Origin of the sequence: Idiomarina piscisalsi, assembly GCF_002211765.1 — a bacterium.
GTDB classification, from domain to species: domain Bacteria; phylum Pseudomonadota; class Gammaproteobacteria; order Enterobacterales; family Alteromonadaceae; genus Idiomarina; species Idiomarina piscisalsi_A.
In genome coordinates this window covers 2,200,819-2,219,954 of the sequence record NZ_CP022133.1, presented here as the reverse complement: position 1 = coordinate 2,219,954, position 19,136 = coordinate 2,200,819, and the positions used below count along the sequence as shown (strand labels likewise).

At 49.6% G+C, this 19,136-nt stretch carries 16 protein-coding genes and 1 other RNA gene; 16 read left to right on the top strand and 1 reads right to left on the bottom strand.

Annotation, left to right across the window (positions count from 1 at the left end; all coding sequences use genetic code 11):
* Positions 1–72 precede the first annotated feature (72 nt).
* The gene (gene rsmI, locus CEW91_RS10545; protein WP_088768904.1) at positions 73–924 is read left to right on the top strand and encodes a 16S rRNA (cytidine(1402)-2'-O)-methyltransferase; all 852 of its coding nucleotides are present in this window, start codon (positions 73–75) and stop codon (positions 922–924) included.
* Positions 925–959: 35 nt separating this feature from the next.
* Positions 960–1,309: RNase P RNA component class A (rnpB, locus tag CEW91_RS10540), an RNA gene on the top strand.
* Positions 1,310–1,338: 29 nt separating this feature from the next.
* Here the strand turns inward: rnpB and CEW91_RS10535 are convergent.
* Positions 1,339–3,480, bottom strand: coding sequence for a putative bifunctional diguanylate cyclase/phosphodiesterase (locus CEW91_RS10535; RefSeq protein WP_088768903.1), 2,142 nt, complete (start codon positions 3,478–3,480; stop codon positions 1,339–1,341).
* 220 nt (positions 3,481–3,700) lie between these two features.
* On the opposite strand from CEW91_RS10535, the gene mraZ reads away from it, so the two are divergent.
* The 14 genes from mraZ to ftsA are packed head-to-tail and all read left to right on the top strand — an operon-like array spanning position 3,701 to position 19,122.
* Entirely contained in the window at positions 3,701–4,159 is a 459-nt protein-coding gene (gene mraZ / locus CEW91_RS10530) for a division/cell wall cluster transcriptional repressor MraZ (protein ID WP_088768902.1), read from the top strand.
* A complete protein-coding gene (gene rsmH, locus CEW91_RS10525; RefSeq protein WP_088768901.1) occupies positions 4,159–5,106 on the top strand; it encodes a 16S rRNA (cytosine(1402)-N(4))-methyltransferase RsmH in 948 nt (315 codons plus the stop codon). Before mraZ ends, rsmH begins: the two co-directional genes overlap by 1 nt.
* Positions 5,099–5,413 (top strand): cell division protein FtsL, encoded by a 315-nt coding sequence (gene ftsL, locus CEW91_RS10520; protein WP_088768900.1) that lies wholly within the window; start codon positions 5,099–5,101, stop codon positions 5,411–5,413. The genes rsmH and ftsL overlap by 8 nt, the downstream gene beginning before the upstream one ends.
* A complete protein-coding gene (locus CEW91_RS10515; RefSeq protein WP_088768899.1) occupies positions 5,407–7,140 on the top strand; it encodes a peptidoglycan D,D-transpeptidase FtsI family protein in 1,734 nt (577 codons plus the stop codon). The genes ftsL and CEW91_RS10515 overlap by 7 nt, the downstream gene beginning before the upstream one ends.
* Entirely contained in the window at positions 7,137–8,603 is a 1,467-nt protein-coding gene (gene murE, locus CEW91_RS10510) for a UDP-N-acetylmuramoyl-L-alanyl-D-glutamate--2,6-diaminopimelate ligase (RefSeq protein WP_088768898.1), read from the top strand. Before CEW91_RS10515 ends, murE begins: the two co-directional genes overlap by 4 nt.
* Entirely contained in the window at positions 8,600–10,003 is a 1,404-nt protein-coding gene (locus CEW91_RS10505; RefSeq protein WP_088768897.1) for a UDP-N-acetylmuramoyl-tripeptide--D-alanyl-D-alanine ligase, read from the top strand. The genes murE and CEW91_RS10505 overlap by 4 nt, the downstream gene beginning before the upstream one ends.
* A complete protein-coding gene (gene mraY / locus CEW91_RS10500; RefSeq protein ID WP_088768896.1) occupies positions 9,997–11,079 on the top strand; it encodes a phospho-N-acetylmuramoyl-pentapeptide-transferase in 1,083 nt (360 codons plus the stop codon). Before CEW91_RS10505 ends, mraY begins: the two co-directional genes overlap by 7 nt.
* A gap of 5 nt (positions 11,080–11,084) precedes the next feature.
* Complete coding sequence (murD, locus tag CEW91_RS10495; RefSeq protein ID WP_088768895.1) at positions 11,085–12,461, top strand: UDP-N-acetylmuramoyl-L-alanine--D-glutamate ligase; 1,377 nt, start codon at positions 11,085–11,087, stop codon at positions 12,459–12,461.
* A complete protein-coding gene (ftsW, locus tag CEW91_RS10490; RefSeq protein ID WP_088768894.1) occupies positions 12,445–13,671 on the top strand; it encodes a cell division protein FtsW in 1,227 nt (408 codons plus the stop codon). Before murD ends, ftsW begins: the two co-directional genes overlap by 17 nt.
* Complete coding sequence (murG, locus tag CEW91_RS10485; protein ID WP_088768893.1) at positions 13,668–14,756, top strand: undecaprenyldiphospho-muramoylpentapeptide beta-N-acetylglucosaminyltransferase; 1,089 nt, start codon at positions 13,668–13,670, stop codon at positions 14,754–14,756. Before ftsW ends, murG begins: the two co-directional genes overlap by 4 nt.
* Positions 14,749–16,215, top strand: a complete 1,467-nt coding sequence (gene murC / locus CEW91_RS10480) for a UDP-N-acetylmuramate--L-alanine ligase (RefSeq protein WP_088768892.1) — start codon at positions 14,749–14,751, stop codon at positions 16,213–16,215. Before murG ends, murC begins: the two co-directional genes overlap by 8 nt.
* Positions 16,205–17,134 carry a D-alanine--D-alanine ligase gene (locus CEW91_RS10475; protein ID WP_088768891.1) on the top strand — a complete coding sequence of 310 codons (930 nt, stop codon included), beginning with the start codon at positions 16,205–16,207 and terminating at the stop codon, positions 17,132–17,134. The genes murC and CEW91_RS10475 overlap by 11 nt, the downstream gene beginning before the upstream one ends.
* Positions 17,135–17,136: 2 nt before the next feature.
* Complete coding sequence (locus CEW91_RS10470; protein ID WP_088768890.1) at positions 17,137–17,883, top strand: FtsQ-type POTRA domain-containing protein; 747 nt, start codon at positions 17,137–17,139, stop codon at positions 17,881–17,883.
* Positions 17,884–17,889: 6 nt separating this feature from the next.
* Positions 17,890–19,122 (top strand): cell division protein FtsA, encoded by a 1,233-nt coding sequence (gene ftsA, locus CEW91_RS10465; protein WP_088768889.1) that lies wholly within the window; start codon positions 17,890–17,892, stop codon positions 19,120–19,122.
* Positions 19,123–19,136: the final 14 nt, after the last annotated feature.

The following is a 19,136-nucleotide window of genomic DNA, read 5'->3' as shown; positions in this document are numbered from 1 at the left end:
AGATTCCGCATTGACGACTATTCGGTGATACTATAAACCGCATTGCACATGGACACAAACGAAGGCACTCTTATGTCGGATACGGGCACACTCTATATTGTACCCACACCAATTGGAAACCTCTCTGATATTACTGAACGGGCACTATCGGTGTTCAGGGAAGTTGATGCAATTGCCGCGGAAGACACACGTCATACCCGTAAATTACTTGAGCACTATGGAATACAAGTTCCCGTATTTGCATTTCACGATCATAATGAAAAAGCAAAAGCTGAACAGCTTATTGAACGTGTGAAAGGAGGCGATTCTATCGCGTTGGTGTCTGATGCGGGTACGCCGTTGATCAGTGATCCGGGCTATGCGCTGGTGAACTTGTGTCGACAGCAGAATGTAAAAGTCACGTCTTTACCGGGTGCGTGTGCACTGACGGTTGCATTGTCTGGTGCCGGCCTTCCAACGGATAGCTTTCAGTTCGAAGGTTTTTTACCATCGAAGCCAACGCAGCGTCGTGCGACACTGGAAAGTTTAGCGACTGTGGTGAGGACATTGGTGTTTTATGAAAGTCCGCACCGTATTCTCCATACCCTTGAGGATATGCGAGAAATTTTTCAGGAAGACCGGAAAGTGGTGTTAGCGCGAGAGCTAACCAAACAGTTTGAAACGTATTTAACGGGCTCGGCGAGTGAGCTCGTCAAGCGCCTAACTGACGACCCAAATCAACAGCGTGGTGAAATGGTCCTGTTAGTGGAACCTTTTGAAGCGCCAAAGGAAACCTCTGGTCCTGGAGAGGATGCGAAACGAACGTTGCAAATATTGCTTGAAGAGCTGCCGTTGAAAAAAGCCGCTGCATTATGTGCGAAGCTCCACGGTGAGCGTAAAAACGAGTTGTATCAGTGGGCACTCAGCCAGAAAAACAACGATTGAGTTAGTGGACGACACAGCGTAGAATCCGTCGCCGGAGAGTTGGCCAGACAATCGCTGCCTGTTTACAGGGGGAGGAAAGTCCGGGCTCCATAGGGCAGGGTGCCAGATAACGTCTGGGCGGCGTAAGTCGACGACTAGTGCAACAGAGAGCAAACCGCCGATGGCTGCTTGCAGCACAGGTAAGGGTGAAAGGGTGCGGTAAGAGCGCACCGCGCGGCTGGCAACAGTTCGCGGCACGGTAAACTCCACCCGGAGCAAGGTCAAATAGGGGTTCATTGGCGCGGCCCGCGTTGAACCCGGGTAGACTGCTTGAGGGTCAGGGCAACCTGATCACTAGATGAATGATTGTCCACGACAGAACCCGGCTTATCGGCCGACTCTCCCCTTCTTTTCTTATGTCGTTGCCTGATTCTACTAGAACTGCCACTTTTTCAGGAAAGTAATAAGTTCGTCGAGGCTCAAGCCATGGCTGATGTAAAAGCCTTGTGCAAAATCGCATTGCTGGCGTTGCAAGAACTCCCACTGCGCTTTGTTTTCCACCCCCTCCGCAATGACATCAATATCCAGAGCTCGGGCGACACGCAATAGCGCTTCAGTTAACGCCACTTGAATCCGATTCTCTGGTGCGTTATTCAAAAAACTGCGGTCAATTTTAAGATAGTCAACCGGATAACGTTGTAAGTAATTAATGCTTGAATAACCTGTACCGAAGTCGTCGATGGCTATTTTCACGCCGTGGGAGCGTAAGTAGTGAAGAATTTGGATTTGCCGCTGCTTGTTGCTCATAAGCAGTGACTCAGTAATTTCAAACGTTACTTTTTCCGTTGGTAATTGGTGCTGGCTAATACATTCAAGCCATTGTTTTGCTGCGTTTAGGTCGTTTAGTTCGCGTTCGGATCGGTTAATAGATAAGCCGATACGCATGTTGCCCTTATGCAATAAACTCCAATCGGCACATGCCTGCTCCAGAACAAATTGACCAAGCTCGTGTATTAACCCCGTACTCTCAGCGACGGGAATGAATTCAGCAGGAGATACCGTATCGCCGTTATCATCTGTCCAGCGTAAGAGCGCTTCGCATTTTTCTATTTTTCCGTTGGTCAAATTAACAATAGGTTGGTACACCAAACGGAACTCGTTATTTTTTAACCCAAGACGCATGCGGTTATGTATGGAGTTTTGATGCTCGGTGCGTTGGCGTAATTCGTCATTAAAGAAGTAATGGGTACGGCGACCGGCGGCTTTTGCTGCGTACATTGCCAGGTCAGCGTTCTTAAGTAATTGCTCTGTATTAAGGCCATCATCGGGATACAAGGCAATGCCAATGCTACAAGACGTTTGTGTTTGGCTGTGTTTTAACAGGAACGGTTTGGTTAACGCACTATTAAGTTTGAGGGCTAATTGGTTAATGACCTCTTTTGATTTAAGGCGATTAATCACCACGACGAACTCATCACCACCCAACCGAGCGATAAAGTCTTCCGTCCTAAGTTGCTGCTTTAAACGCGAACCAGCAACTTTTAGTAACTCGTCTCCAAAGTCATGGCCTAAGCTGTCATTCACTTCTTTAAAATGATCGAGGTCGATAAATAGTACGGCAAAGCTGTTGTATTTTGAGTCTTTACTCGTTAAACGGTTTAATTGTTTAATGAAAGAGCGGCGGTTGTGTAATTGAGTTAGCGAATCAAAGTTGGCTTGCTCATCTATCGTTTTGAGAGCGGCGCGGAGCCTCACCTGTGTATGAAGCAAGTAGTACATAAAAGCGTTCATGATTAACGCTAATAGCAGTCCTATGCTAACAATACTCCAGTAAAGCGGCCCCCGGGAGACCCAGCCTCCGCTTATCGGGGCTGTTGCGAGTAACCAGCGACCGGAGGTCAGAACGACATTACTGGTCACATGATTTTTATTCCAGACCGATGGATCACCAAATTCAAAATCCCGTTTGCCGGACTCTGATACCTTAGCTAAAGCGCTTGTATAAATACCATTACTGGCGTTAACGCCGCTGTTTTCCATCAATTCGTCAATTTGAATGACAACAGCGATAACTCCCCATAAGTTGTTATCAATAACCACCGGAGCACGTGCTATGAGCGCTAATCCCCCCTGGACCAACTGAACCGGCCCATCAATGACCACGTCACCATTTTCAATGGCTTTTTGCACTCCGGCAAACTGAGCCTCTGAATCCCGGTAATTAAACCCCAGTGCATCTTTGTTGCCTTTAAGGGGGTGCACATATTGAATGATGAGGTTTGGGGCAAGAGCGACGTGGCGGATTGGTAGGTCCGTTGTCATGAGCTCCTGCATTAATGCGACAAAGCGATCGCTGGAAATATTCGGGGAAAGTTTAATTTCGGCGCGTAAGGCGCGCACAGTCACCAAAGAGGAATTGACTTGCCCTTCTAGTGCGGCTCGCAACTTACCCAATCGCTCTGTTGCCGTGCGCTTACGAGCTTCAACCGTCTGGGCATGTTGGTTTTCTGCAAACCAAATGACTCCGGCACTAGATAACGCAAAGCTCAAAATTATAAAAAGCCAAAACCGCTTCATTTGCAACCTTACCCCAAAGTGTCTCGCTCGAGTATTACATAAATTTATTCAACGCTCTATCAGATAGATTTCATATGCTTCTTCAATAGCTTAGTGATTATCGGCCAGAAACCCTGACAAATAGAGCGGTTTTTTCTTGACAGTGGGAAACAGTGGAACCTAGACTGTAACATTGTGGGGATTTGTGGATAATAGTGGATCTTAATGATCAGGTGGGATCATGTTCCGAGGAGCAACAACACTCAGTCTTGACAGTAAGGGGCGCTTAGCAATCCCAGCTAAGTATCGCCAGTCCTTGTCTTTAGACTGTGAAGGGAAAATGGTATGCACGATTGATATTAAACAACCGTGCCTGTTGTTGTACCCGCTTCCCGAGTGGCAAATCATTGAGCAGAAACTCACCCGTTTATCGAGTATGAACCCCGCAGAACGCCGCTTACAGCGGTTGTTACTCGGTCATGCAGACGACTGTGAAATGGATAAAAACGGCCGTTTACTGATATCAGCACCGTTAAGACAACATGCAGGGCTCGAGAAGAAGCTCATGTTGGTTGGTCAGCTGAACAAATTTGAATTGTGGGATGAAGGCGCCTGGCATGACCAAGTGGCTCAGGATATGGACGTTGAGCGCGAGGGCGACTTCACCCTGAATGAAAGACTGGAAGACTTCTCTTTATAATGATAACAACGTCACCGCAACACGTTTCGGTGCTACTGCAAGAGTCCATCAACGCTTTAGTGACTGATACAGCAGGCACCTATATTGACGCCACATTTGGACGTGGTGGTCACACGCGTGCGTTGTTAGAAAAGCTAGGCAGTGACGCTAAAGTTATTGCCTTAGACCAAGATCCGCAAGCCATTGAAGCCGCTAAACCACTGCAAAGCGACCCACGTTTTGATATTGTTCACACCCCTTTCTCAAACCTGCAACAGGTACTGGAACAGCGGCGACTAACCGGAAAAGTCACCGGTATTTTATTTGACCTTGGCGTGTCGTCCCCACAACTTGATGACGCCGAACGAGGTTTTAGCTTCATGCGCGACGGACCGCTCGACATGAGAATGGATACCACGCGCGGTGAAACCGCTGCCGAATGGCTTAACCGAGCCGAAAAAGATGAAATAAGCTGGGTTCTTAAAGAATACGGGGAAGAGCGCTTTGCCCGTAAAATTGCCAGCGCTATTGTGATGGATCGTGAAAAAGAGCCGTTTGTGCGCACTAAGCAGCTAGCGGACATGATCGCTCGTGTTAGCCCTGTCAAAGAGAAACATAAGCACCCGGCAACGCGGACATTTCAGGCCATTCGCATTCATGTGAATAAAGAGCTGGAACAAATAGAGCAAGCTTTAGAAGCTTCTCTGTCAGCTTTGAAGCAAGACGGACGCTTAGTTGTCATTAGTTTCCATAGCCTGGAAGATCGCTTGGTGAAACGCTTTATTCGCAAACACAGTGAAGGCAAGCAAGTGCCGGCGGGCTTACCGGTCACAGACGCAGAACTGAATAAAGACAAATCCTTAGAAAAAGTCGGTAAGGCAATTAAACCCGGTAAAGAGGAAGTGTCGGCTAACCCTCGCGCACGCAGCTCGGTGCTGCGCATAGCACGGAGGGTTTATCATGACTAAACAACGTTATCCAAGCTTAACCAAAATGGTGTTGCAAGATTTAGTGCAGCACAAGTGGGTTGTTTTATTAGGCGCTGTGGTCGTTATGAATGCGCTTAGCATTGTCTATGTTGCTCACTTAAATCGCCAGTTGACGGCAGAGCGTGACGATCTGCTGTCATACCGTGACACGCTGGATCGTGAGTGGCGACACCTGGTCATCGAGCAAAACGCTTTGACGGAACACAGCCGTGTGGAGCGCATAGCACAAGAACAACTCGGTATGCGCGACGTCACATCTGACACGGAGGTTATGGTCTCATGGTAATGGCGAAGCGTAAAAAGCGGACAGAGCCAGCTGGCACTCGCTGGCGCTTTTACACTGCCGTTATCGTATTATTTGGGGTGTTTACCGTTCTGGTCGCACGCGCCGCCTACATTCAAGTTATCAGCCCTGATAGGTTTTCATTGCAAGGCGATATGCGTAGCTTGCGTTCTGATAGCTTGCCGGTTCAGCGCGGCAGCATTGTTGATCGTCACGGCCGCGAACTTGCGGTCAGTGTTCCTGTTGAAACGGTCTGGGCCGATCCGAAACGAATTGATGAACACAATGCACTGGCAGATAGCCGCCGCTGGCAGGCGTTAGCTGAAACGTTCCGTATGAACCGTGAAGCGTTGGTTGAAAAAGTGGATGATCCCAGTAAGCGTTTTGTGTACTTACAGCGAAAAGTGACGCCGTCGGAAGCTGACTACGTCAAGCAACTGAACATTCCCGGGGTTTATTTAAAAACAGAGTCTCGCCGTTACTATCCAACCGGCGAAATTGCGGCGCACGTAGTGGGTTTGACTAACATTGATGGTGAGGGCCAGGAAGGGCTTGAATTACTGTATGACGAACATTTAACCGGGCAACCGGGTAAACGAGTTTATCGCAAGGACGCGCAAGGACGGGTTGTTGAGGAAATTAGCCAGACAGAGGCACAACAACCAAAACAATTGACCTTGAGTATTGATCAGCGGATCCAGGCGACTGCCTATACAGAGCTAAAAAAAGCCGTGCGCTACAATCAGGCAACGTCTGGCTCTGCTATTGTACTCGATGTTGATACTGGCGAAATCCTGGCAATGGTCAACAGCCCGTCCTTTAATCCTAACAATCGCGCCGATTTACAGTCTTATAAAATGAGGAATCGGGCGATTACTGACAGCTATGAACCAGGCTCTACAGTCAAACCCTTAGTGGTACTGAGTGCGCTGGAAAATGGTCGTCACAAAGCGGGTGACGTTATCGACACCAGCCCCGGGTGGCTGCGCCTGGGCGGCCGTCGAGTCAGTGACCCGCGTAACCGCGGAGAACTGACTCTGACAGAAGTGCTTAAGCATTCATCGAACGTTGGGGTGACAAAAATGGCGCTCGATTTAGGCGTTGACCCACTACTACAAACCTATGCTGACGCTGGCTTCGGCAGCGACACAGGAGTGGCTTTATTGGGTGAAGGTATGGGGCTTTTGAGCGATCGTCGCCGTTGGTCCGAGTTTGAACTGGCCACACTTTCTTATGGTTATGGTTTGTCCGTTACAACCTTACAGCTGGCTAAAGCGTACAGTATTATCGCTTCAGGCGGTATCAAACGACCACTGACCATATTCCGACAGGAGTCGCCCCTCCCGGGTGAACAAGTCTTTAATCCGGATAACACGCGTGCGGTCTTGCATATGATGGAAGAAGTGGTGAGTGACGGTACGGCAAAACAAGCCCAAGTTCCAGGCTATCGTATTGCCGGAAAAACGGGAACCACCCGCAAAACCAAAGCAACCGGTGGTTATGGTGACGAATATGTAGCGTTATTTGCCGGCATTGCGCCGGTGAGTAACCCTGAAGTGGTGGTTGTGGTAACAATTAACGAGCCCGGAACGGATGACTATTACGGTGGTACAGCAGCGGCACCCGTATTTTCTAGTATCGTGGCGCAAACGATGCGTTTGCTCAATGTCCCGCCTGATAACCCGAATGATACTGAAATTAGAGCCGCAGGCTTTGGAGGTCAGCAATGAAAGCATTGTCTGAACTTCTAACCATGTTGCCGGCCTCGCTGAACATTCCGGAGGTCACTGTTTCGGGTGTTAAACTGGATAGCCGTCAAATCGCCAATGGCGACTTGTTTATTGCTGTTCCTGGTTATGAAACTGACGGACGCGCCTATATTGATGCAGCAATTGACCAAGGTGCAGTTGCCGTTGTTGCTGAATCTCCGGGGTTGGCCGTAGAGCAGCGGCGAGGTGCCGTTGTTGTCGGCTTTAGTGGGGTTCGTGAGCACTTATCTGAAATTGCCGGCAACTTTTTTGATCACCCTTCAAAAGAGATGACCGTTGTTGGCGTTACCGGTACTAACGGTAAAACCTCTGTGACTCATATTATTGCGCAGCTGGCTCAGCGAATTGGAAAAGAATCTGCCGTTATCGGAACAACCGGCAGTGGCTTAATTGGTCGACTGCTGCCGGAACGGCACACGACGCCTGACGCCGTTACCATTCAACAGCGATTAGCCACGTTAAAAGCAGAAGGCGCAGAGTTAGTGGCCATGGAGGTGTCTTCGCATGCGTTAGTGCAGCGTCGGGTCGACGCTCTGAAATTTGCCGCTGCGGCCATCACAAATATCAGTCGTGACCATTTGGATTATCACGGCACTATGGACAATTATATTGCCGCGAAGCAGCGTTTATTTACCGATTTTGGTGTTCAGCACCGAATTGTCAATGCCGATGACGCTGTGCTGACCCGTTGGCACAAAGACAACGGTGCAGAGCTTTGGGTGACATTAAACCCGTCATCGTTAGCGCCATCGCTAACAGCATCTGGGCTGCAATTCCATGAACAAGGTTCGACGTTTGATATCAGTTGGCAAGGCCTGTCGTATGCCGTTGAGACACCGCTATTAGGTCGTTTCAATGTCTATAACGTGTTAACGGCTGTGGCAACGTTGCTTTCGCTTGGGTATGAGCTGAGCGAATTAGCTGGTGCCTGCAAACAGTTAATGCCGGTGCCGGGACGGATGGAAGCTTTCCATAATCAGCATTCGCCACTTGTCGTTGTGGATTACGCGCATACACCGGATGCGCTCGATCAAGTGCTAAAAGCGCTGCGCTTGCATTGTAAAGGGCAGCTTTGGTGTGTGTTTGGTTGTGGTGGTGACAGAGACCGAGGCAAACGACCTCAGATGGGGAAAGTGGCTGCTGACTCGGCCGATGTTGTTGTTGTCACGGATGATAATCCACGCACAGAGCCCAGCGAACAAATTATTGATGACATCCTTGCCGGTATTGCTGAAAAAGACAAAGTTAAGGTATGGCCTGGCCGTCGTGAAGCGGTGCTTAAAGCCATGCATGAGGCGAAGCCGGATGATGTTGTCCTCCTGGCCGGAAAAGGGCATGAAGATTATCAAGTCATTGGTACACAACGTATTGATTACAACGAACGAGCGGTTGTCAGCGAGTGGCTGCAAGGAGACTGCGCATGATTTCTGTAACCTTAGCCTGGATAGCGGAAAAAGTTGGTGGACGTCTTGTCGGTGAAGACAAAACCATTAATAAGGTATCAACGGATACGCGTGACGACTTAACCGGGGCGCTATTTATTGCGTTAAAAGGGCTGAACTTCGATGCGCATCGATTTACCGAACAAGCCAGACAAGGTGGTGCTGAAGCCTTACTTGTTGAGAAGCCGCAGCAAACCGAATTAAGCCAAATTGTCGTTGAAGATACGCGTTATGCACTGGGGTTGCTCGGTGCGGCAGTGAAAGCAGAAGTCGCTCCGAAAACCGTTGCTATTACGGGCAGCAACGGGAAAACCACCGTTAAAGAAATGCTGTCGTCAATACTGTCTTTGAAAGCCAGCACCCTGGCGACCGCGGGCAACTTTAATAACGATATTGGTGTGCCACTGACCCTGTTGCGCCTGGAAGAGCATCACCAGTACGCGGTCATTGAATTGGGAGCGAATCATCCCGGAGAAATAGGCTATACCACCAATTTAACCAAACCGGACGTGGCAATATTAAACAATGTCAGTGCTGCGCATGTCGAAGGTTTTGGCAGTGTGCATGGCGTTGCACGAGCCAAAACTGAGATTTTCCGTGGTCTGGGGTGCCAGGGAGTGGCGATTACCCCACTAGAGTCTGAATACAGCTCGAGCTGGGAGTCAGTATGCGCTAACTATCGCTGGCAGACGTTTGGTTTATTAGAAGAAGCCGATGTATACGCAACGGATATTACATTGAATGAAGAGGGTCAGCCAACCTTCAAATTACATGTTAACGGCGAGGCTGAGACCGTCACCTTACAGCTAAGCGGCCATCATAATGTGCTCAATGCGCTGTCAGCCACAGCGGCAGCTTATCAGTTGGGTATCTCGGTAAAAGATATTGTTCGCGGCTTAAATCAGGTGACGCCAGCGAAAGGGCGCCTAACTATTCTTAAGGTAAGTGAACACTTACGTATCATTGACGATACGTACAATGCGAGTGTCGCCTCAACCAAAGCCGCGCTCGACTTACTCGGTAGCTACAGCGGCTATCGAATTTTTGTGTTGGGCGATATGGGCGAACTCGGCGCTGATGCTCGAGCTTATCATGAAGAAATAGGCGAGCATGCTATAGGCACCGGCATTGATAATTTATACAGCCTGGGAGTGCTTAGTCAGAGTGCTAGCGAGGTATTCAATGGTCATGGTGGTAAGCACTTCAGTCAATTAGATGCGTTAGTTCAGGCGATTTTACACAGACTTACAGAACAACAAGGAACGCAGCCGGTCACAGTGCTGGTTAAAGGCTCACGTTCGGCGCATATGGAGCGCGTCGTCGCTGCGTTGCAAAGCGCAGTAGCGAGCCACAGCAGTATAGGGGATAAACACGCATGTTAGTTTGGTTGGCCGAGTACCTAATGCAATTTGAAAGCGCGTTTAACGTGTTTTCTTACCTGACGTTGAGAGCCATTTTAAGCATCTTGACGGCATTGGTACTGTCGCTCTGGTTAGGTCCAACATTGATTCGTCGCCTGCAGCGTTTGCAAATCGGCCAAACAGTGCGTGACGACGGTCCGCAAAGTCACTTAAGCAAAAGTGGAACACCGACTATGGGCGGGGTTCTGATTCTCGCGGCGGTGCTTGGCTCTTCGCTGCTTTGGGCTGACTTAGAAAACCGTTACGTTTGGGTTGTGTTACTGGTCATTACAGGCTTCGGCATTATTGGATTTATCGACGACTATCGCAAAGTCGTGCGTAAAGATCCGAAAGGACTCATTGCTAAATGGAAGTATTTTTGGCAGTCCGTTATTGCCAGCGCGGCGGCGGTTTACCTGTACTGGAGCAGCACAATGGGGGCTGAGACCGCGCTGCTCGTTCCGTTTTTTAAAGATGTGATGCCGCAATTGGGCATGCTTTATATCTTGATGGCGTACTTCGTCATGGTAGGCACCAGTAACGCAGTAAACTTAACCGATGGACTTGATGGCTTAGCAATTATGCCAACGGTAATGGTTGCGGCAGCCTTGGGTATATTTGCCTACGCCTCGGGTAACGTGAATTTTGCCGATTATTTGCAAATTCCTTATTTACCATTAACCGCAGAGCTATTGGTCGTGTGCGCTGCCATTGTTGGCGCCGGGCTTGGCTTTTTATGGTTTAACACCTACCCGGCATTGGTCTTTATGGGCGATGTCGGCTCGCTGGCGCTTGGTGCTGCGCTTGGCATTATCGCGATTCTGGTACGTCAGGAGCTGGTTTTATTTATTATGGGTGGCGTGTTCGTCATGGAAACGGTGTCGGTCATGCTCCAGGTTGGCTCCTACAAGCTCAGAGGAAAGCGAGTTTTCCGTATGGCGCCAATTCATCACCATTATGAACTGAAAGGCTGGCCAGAGCCGCGAGTTATCGTGCGCTTTTGGATATTGTCTTTAATTTTCGTGCTAATTGGTTTAGCAACACTGAAACTTCGGTAACAACAATGACAACAATAAACTGGCAGAAAATAAAACACATTGTGGTACTCGGTCTTGGTAAGACGGGTGTCTCAGTTGTGCGTTTTCTTGCCAGTAAGCCATCGTTGATTGCGGATGTGCGAGTGTTTGACTCACGCGAAAATCCGCCCGGTCTGGAAGATGCGAAAGCGATAATGCCAGGCGCTGAATTCAACACGCGCCACTGGGAAATAGAGGACACGTTAGCCGCCGACTTAATTATCACGAGTCCGGGCATTGATTCTCGAGAAGAGCCGCTGACGTTAGCTCGAGACGCGGGTATCCCTGTCGTTGGTGATATCGAGATATTTGCTCAAAATGTCGATTTCCCGTTGGTTGCTGTGACCGGCTCAAATGGTAAGTCGACCGTCACCCGATTAGTTGAGTTTATTGGTCAGCAAACTGGGAAAAATATCGTTGCAGCGGGCAACATTGGGTTACCGGTGTTAGACCTGCTGCAGCTTGATAGTAAACCTGATGCGGTTGTACTTGAGCTATCGAGTTTCCAGCTGGAGCTAACTGAAAAATTAAGACTAAAAGCGGCGGCGTTGCTGAATATTAGTGCCGATCACCTTGATCGCTATAATGCGCTTGAAGACTATATTGCCGCTAAGCAACGCATATTTTACAACGCTGATACCTGGGTACTGAATCGTCAACAGCAGGATACCTGGCCTCACCCCATCACGGGGAACGTATTGAGCATTGGCAAAGATGCGCATCCAAACGATTTTGGTTTGCTGGGAGGCAATGTCGATAAGTCGAGCGGTCCTGTTGCTATTACCTATGCAGGAGAAGTGGTTTTAAGGGCAGACCAGCTTCAGTTACAAGGCGTTCATAATTTATTAAACGTACAAGCGGCACTGGGTCTGGCATTGTCACTTGGTATCTCTATAGAAGACGCCGTAGAAGCGGCGAAAAGCTTTGATGGTTTAGCGCACCGTTGTCAGTTAGTAAGCCAGGAATTGGGTGTGCTTTGGGTTAATGATTCAAAAGCTACCAATATTGGTGCAACGGCTGCGGCTGTGGAAGGTCTGCGTCCCGCAATTACCGGACGGCTGTTACTGATTGCCGGTGGCGATGGTAAAGGGGCGGACTTTAAAGAATTAGCCGGCACATTAGACAAAGTCGACATACTGCTGACCATCGGGAAAGATGGTCCGAAAATCGGTCAGCTGTTTAATGGGTCGAGGCAGGTTAACGATCTTGTGCAGGCGGTAGAACTTGCTAAATCACTGGTACAGCCCGGAGACATGGTATTGCTATCGCCAGCGTGTGCAAGTTTTGATCAGTTCGATAACTTCGAGCATCGTGGTGACGTATTCTGTCAAGCGGTGGAGGCAGCGAATGGCAACCGTGCGTGAAGAACAGTTAGCGCTTGATATGCCAGCCGCAGCAATGCCGCGGTGGCAGCAGCTGGTTGAATGGCTTAAGCCATCAACGAGCCAGGCCCTTTATGATCGCGTGTTGCTGACGGTATCGCTGGCGTTGTTGGCGTTTGGATTTATTATGGTATCTTCGGCCTCATTACCGACCGCTGATCGCTTGACCGGTAACCCCTTTCATTTTGCGATCCGTCATGGCATTTACATTACGATAAGCCTATTCGTTATGTTGGTGTCGTTGCGCATTCCAACGAATTTGTGGAATGAGCACAGTGGCAAATTACTATTAGTCGGACTCGCTATGTTGTTGGCGGTGCTGGTTATTGGCCATGAAGTGAACGGTTCGCAACGATGGATAAAAGTCGGTCCTATTACGGTGCAAGTGGCCGAAATGGCGAAGCTATTTTTCTATGTCTATATGGCCAGCTATTTAGCTCGGCGCGAAGACGAAGTTCGGGAAGCGATTAAGGGCTTTATCAAACCTCTGGTCTTGTTGTTTATTGCGGCGGTGCTGCTGCTCATGCAACCGGACTTCGGTACGGTTGTTGTATTGTCAGCGACAACTGTCGCCATGCTGTTTTTAGCGGGCGCGAAGTTATGGCAGTTTTTCGCCGTATTTATTACCTGTGTGCTGGCAATGATACTGCTGATTATTGTTGAACCTTACCGTATGCAGCGCTTTTTAACCTTCCTTGAACCGGAGAAAGACCCATTTGGCGCCGGTTATCAGCTTATGCAGTCACTTATTGCCTTCGGTCAGGGGCAGTTCAGTGGCGCAGGCTTAGGTAACAGCATTCAAAAATTACAATACCTTCCGGAAGCTCACACCGACTTTATCATGGCCGTTGTTGCTGAAGAACTGGGCTTTATTGGCGTCATTGCTGTCATTGCTGTGGTGTTAATGCTGGTTTGGCGAGCACTCATCATCGGCCGTCGCTGCCTGATGGTTGACCAGCGTTACGGCGGTTACTTAGCGTATGGCATTGGCGTGTGGTTTAGTATTCAGGCGTTCGTCAATATTGGTGTGGCGTCAGGCGCATTGCCTACCAAAGGGTTAACCTTGCCATTAGTGAGTTACGGTGGCACGAGCTTAGTGGTATCGGCGCTGGCCGTCGGTCTATTATTGCGAATTGACCACGAGCGTCGCATGAGTGGGCGTAAAGTGGCGCCGCGCGGAGGTGCCGAATGAACCGAGTACTCATTGCGGCAGCCGGTACCGGCGGTCATATTTTCCCGGCACTGGCCGTGGCAGAAAACTTACGAGACAGCGGCTGGCAAGTTGACTGGCTGGGTACCCGTGAAGGTCGACTTGAATCCAGAGTCATTCCGGAAGCCGGGTTTAGCCTCCATAGTATTAGTATGACCGGCGTGCGTGGGCATGGACTTATGCGCAAGTTGATGATGCCACTCACACTGGCCAAAGCTGTTATGCAATGCCGACAGTTACTGAAACAATTGCAGCCCAATGTGGTGGTCACTTTTGGTGGCTATGTATGTGCGCCGATGGGCATTGCCGCAAAAATGATGGGTATTCCGCTTCTTGTGCATGAACAAAACGCAATACCCGGTATGACGACTCGATTGTTAGCTTCCAGAGCCACAAAAGTTTTTCTTGGCTTGCCGGTCGCCATGCCTCAGTGGCAGCAATATCCAGTGATAGGCAACCCGCTGCGACACGCCTTTACCGACGTTGTGAAAACGCATCAGGAAGATAAAAGTATTGCTGGTCCGCTAACCATACTGATTGTTGGTGGCAGTTTGGGCGCAAAGGTGCTCAACGAGCAGGTGCCGCAAGCCATTAAGACGTTATCAGACGCTGAGTTAAATGTGGTTCATCAATGTGGTCAGGCGAACCAGGCCTCAACAAAACAGGCGTATGCGGACGCCGGTACGGTTAAGTCTTTACAAGTACGAGAATTTATCGATGACATGGCAACTGAGTTTACCCGAGCCGACTTGGTTATTTGCCGCGCCGGGGCGCTTACCGTGTCCGAATTAGCCGCCGTTGGTGTGGCGTCAATTTTAGTGCCGTTACCGCATGCGGTGGATGATCATCAAACGGCGAATGCAAAGGTTTTGGAAAGTTGTGGTGCGGCTCTGTTAATGCCGCAAAAAGAGTTAGAAAATGGGGCATTAGCCATCCACTTAAAACGTTTATTGCATGACAGGCAACAACTGTGGACAATGGCGCGTTTCGCCCGCGAGCGTGGTATGCCGGAAGCAACCCAACGCTTAGCGAATGAATGTAAAAGATTTGAGAAGAGCGATGACTAGCATGACCACGACCAAAGCACAGCCTTTTACCATAGTGAATGTACCTGAAATGCGCCGGGTGCAGCGTATTCACTTTGTGGGTATTGGTGGTGCCGGTATGGCGGGTATTGCTGAGGTATTGCTGAATCAAGGCTATCAAATATCGGGCTCTGATATTGCAGAGAACACCAATACTGAGCGCTTACGGGAACTGGGTGCGACCATCGTGTTGGGCCATATGGCGAATAATGTGGAAGGCGCCAGTGTGGTTGTCGTTTCCAGCGCCATAAAACAGGACAATGCAGAGTTATTGGCTGCTCATCAGTTACGAGTGCCAGTGGTCCGCCGTGCCGAAATGCTGGCTGAATTAATGCGCTTCCGACATGGTATTGCCGTGGCCGGTACGCACGGAAAAACAACCACGACATCGTTAGTGGCGAGTATTTTTGCGGAGGCCGAACGGGACCCGACTTTTGTTATTGGTGGTTTGTTGAATAGTGCCGGTTCAAATGCCCGTTTAGGGAGTAGCAAATATTTAATTGCAGAAGCCGATGAGAGCGATGCGTCTTTCCTGCATCTGCAACCCATGGTTGCGATAGTGACCAACATTGAAGCCGATCACATGGACACTTATGAAGGTGACTTCAACAAATTGTTGGACACCTACGTAGAGTTTTTGCACAACCTCCCGTTTTATGGCTTAGCGGTTATGTGCGCCGATGACGAGGTTGTGTCTGAGCTGATTCCGCGCGTGGGACGTCAGGCAATCACTTACGGTTTTAGCGAGTCCGCGGATGTTCGAGCCGTTGACTATGAACAAACCGCAAGCCAAAGCTGTTTTACGATTTTACGTAAGGACCGCGAACCTTTCCGTGTATGCCTTAATATGCCGGGTAAACACAATGCGTTAAATGCATTGGCGGCGGTGGCCGTTGCCACGGATGAGGGCATCGATGACGACTCCATTAAGCGCGCCTTGACGAAATTTGAGGGCATTGGTCGCCGCTTTCAGCACTACGGCAATTTCCCAGTACCTTCTGACTCTGGCGATAATGGCGAGGTGATGTTAGTCGACGACTATGGGCACCACCCATCAGAAGTGGCTGCGACAATTAAAGCGGCGCGTGAAGGTTGGCCTGAGAAACGCTTAGTGATGGTCTTTCAGCCACATCGTTACTCGAGAACGCGCGATTTGTATGAAGACTTTGTGAATGTGTTATCGCAGGTCGACGTGCTTATTATGTTGGAAGTCTATAGTGCCGGTGAAGCAGCTGTGCCTGGCGCAGACGGCCGGTCGTTGTGTCGCTCCATTCGTCAGCGAGGACAAATTGATCCGGTTTTTGTGGCAACCCCCGAGGAAGTACCACAAGTGCTTAAGTCGGTACTGGCAAACGACGATTTACTACTGACGCAGGGGGCCGGTAACGTTGGTGCTTTAGCGAAGCGTATTGCTTCAGAGGTATTGAACAATGACGCCTGAAGCTTTTGGAAAAGTTGCGGTCATGCTTGGCGGCTACTCGGCCGAGCGGGAAGTGTCATTAAAGTCAGGCATGGCGGTGTTAAAAGCGTTAGTGGCGAGAGGCATTGATGCGCATGCGTTTGACCCGGCCGCACATGACCTGCATGAACTGATCGATGAGGGTTACGAGCGGGTATTCATTGCGTTGCATGGTCGGGGCGGTGAAGACGGCAGTATGCAAGGCGCTTTGGATGTATTGGAAATGCCTTACACCGGCAGTGGCGTTTTAGGTTGCGCTTTAGCCATGGATAAAGTGCGTTGTAAGCAAATCTGGCACGCACTTGAATTGCCGACAGCGCCGTGGCGTGTGGTTAGAGCGGCGGAGCTTGATAGCGTTAATAGCGAGGAATTAATAGCCGAGCTTGGTGGGCGTGTCATTGTGAAGCCGGCGCGAGAGGGCTCCTCTATAGGCATGAGCATAGCGGACACCGGTCAACATTTAGAGTCAGCATTAAAACACGCGGTCCAGTTTGATGAGCACGTTTTAGTTGAAAAATGGATAGAAGGTAAGGAATACACCGTCGCTTTGTTGGATAATAACGCGCTGCCGGTTATTCGCTTGGAAACACCACATGAGTTTTACGACTTTGAAGCCAAGTATCAGGCAAACGATACCTTGTATCACTGTCCGTCTGGCTTAAACGAGCAGGATGAAACGTACTTGAAAACTCTGGCCGAGGAAGCGTTTAAAGCGATAGATGCGAAAGGTTGGGGACGTATCGATGTGATGCGTGCAAAAGAGGGTAACTGGTACTTGTTAGAAGCGAATACTGTGCCCGGTATGACAGAAAAAAGCTTGGTGCCTATGGCAGCAAAAGCATCGGGTATTGATTTTGGTGAGCTGGTGCAGCGCATATTGGCGCAGACACTGGAGCAGTAGACATGGCCGCTGAGCAGCGCCTTAAGTTGGTTAACTTTTGGTCTGGTGTCATCGTGTTTTGCCTGACGTTAGTCGGTCTCGGCGTTGGTATTTATCAGTTAAATGACGTGCTGACAGATGAACAACAAGTGCCCATAGCGAGCCTGAGTGTACAAGGCGAATTGGTTTATACCGACAAAAGCGAGATAAGACAGGCGCTTTTGTCAAAGCCGCTGGGCAGTTTTTTTACGGCGGACGTGAACGGTTTAAGGCAGCGTGTTGAAGCACTGCCATGGGTAAAAAAGGTGTCAATACGCAAAGTATGGCCGGATCGGTTGTCGGTGTTTGTGTCGGAACATCAGCCACAAGCGCTATGGAATGCCGACCGGCTAATTAACGAGCACGATGAGGTGTTTCGGGCGGATGTCACTAAAGTGAGTACTCAGTTGCCCCAATTGTTTGGGCCTGAGCATGCGGTGGAAGAGACACTGAGTGAATTTTACCGTTTGCAAAAGATGTTGTCGGTGAATGGTTTTTCGATAAGAGCCTTACGTTTAACCGACCGCTTTGCTGTCAGTTTAGTGTTGACGCAAGGCATAGAGATAAAGCTGGGTAGGGAAGCGACGTTGGAGCGAATTAAACGTTTTATTGATTTGTTTCCAAGCATGATGAACCACGAAAACAGTGAAAATAAGAAAATAGATACAGTGGATTTACGATACGATACCGGGGCTGCAGTGGCCTGGCGTGAAGCAAAAAGTGAGAGTTAGGCAGATATGTCGAAAACATCGGAACGCAATATGGTAGTAGGTCTGGACATAGGCACAAGTAAAGTCACCGCGCTTATCGGTGAGCTTTTGCCAGACAATGAAATCAGCGTTGTTGGCGTTGGTACCGCCGTTGCGCGTGGCATGGATAAAGGCGGCGTTAACGATCTGAACCTGGTTGTACAGTCTGTGCAAAGAGCTGTCGATGAAGCCGAGCTGATGGCCGACTGCCGTGTCGCGTCTGTTTACCTGAATATCTCAGGGCGCCATATTTCATGCCAAAACGAAAGTGGCATGGTGCCGATTAATGAAGCGGAAGTGACACAAGACGACGTGGACAGTGTTATTCACGCCGCGCAGTCCGTGCCGATTGCGAAAGAGCGTCGCATTCTGCATGTGCTGCCGCAGGAATACGTGATTGACTCGCAGGAAAGTATTCGCAGCCCCATTGGCATGTCGGGCGTGCGTATGGAGTCAAAAGTCCACATCATTACCTGCGCCAATGACATGGCCAAGAATATTACCAAAGCGGTGGAGCGCTGTGGTTTGTCAGTCGACAAACTGATTTTTTCTGCGTTGGCATCGAGTATCTCGGTATTGACCGATGACGAAAAAGACTTAGGCGTAGCGTTGGTCGATTTAGGTGGCGGCACTATCGATATCTGCATCTACGCGGGCGGCGTGTTACGTCATACCGCAGTGATTCCGGCCGCCGGTAATCAGGTGACCAGCGATATTGCCAAAATATTCCGTACGCCGACCAATCATGCGGAAGAAATTAAGACCAAGCATGCTTGTGCGTTGCGTCAAATGGTCAGTATGGAGGACACCATTGAAGTGCCTTCTGTCGGTGGCCGGCCGTCACGAGTGATGTCGCGCCATACGCTGGCGGAAGTGGTAGAGCCACGCTATCAGGAGCTGTTTGAATTAGTCAGAGATGAAATTCAGCAAAGTGGTTTAGACGAGCAGATTGCAGCGGGTGTGGTTATCACTGGTGGTAGCGCAAAAATGGAAGGCTGCGTTGATTTTGCAGAAGAGATATTCCAAATGCCGGTGCGCGTAGGCGTACCGCTTGGTATGAAAGGTTTACGGGACTACGTAGAAGACCCGGTTTATGCGACAGCGGTTGGACTGTTACGGTATGGACAGGAAGACGCCGCTGTATCACAAAAAGAAAGCTCTAAAACTGACGTGATCGGACTCTGGCAGAAAGTGCAGAGTTGGTTCAAAGGTGAGTTTTAACTTGGGGTAGCAAA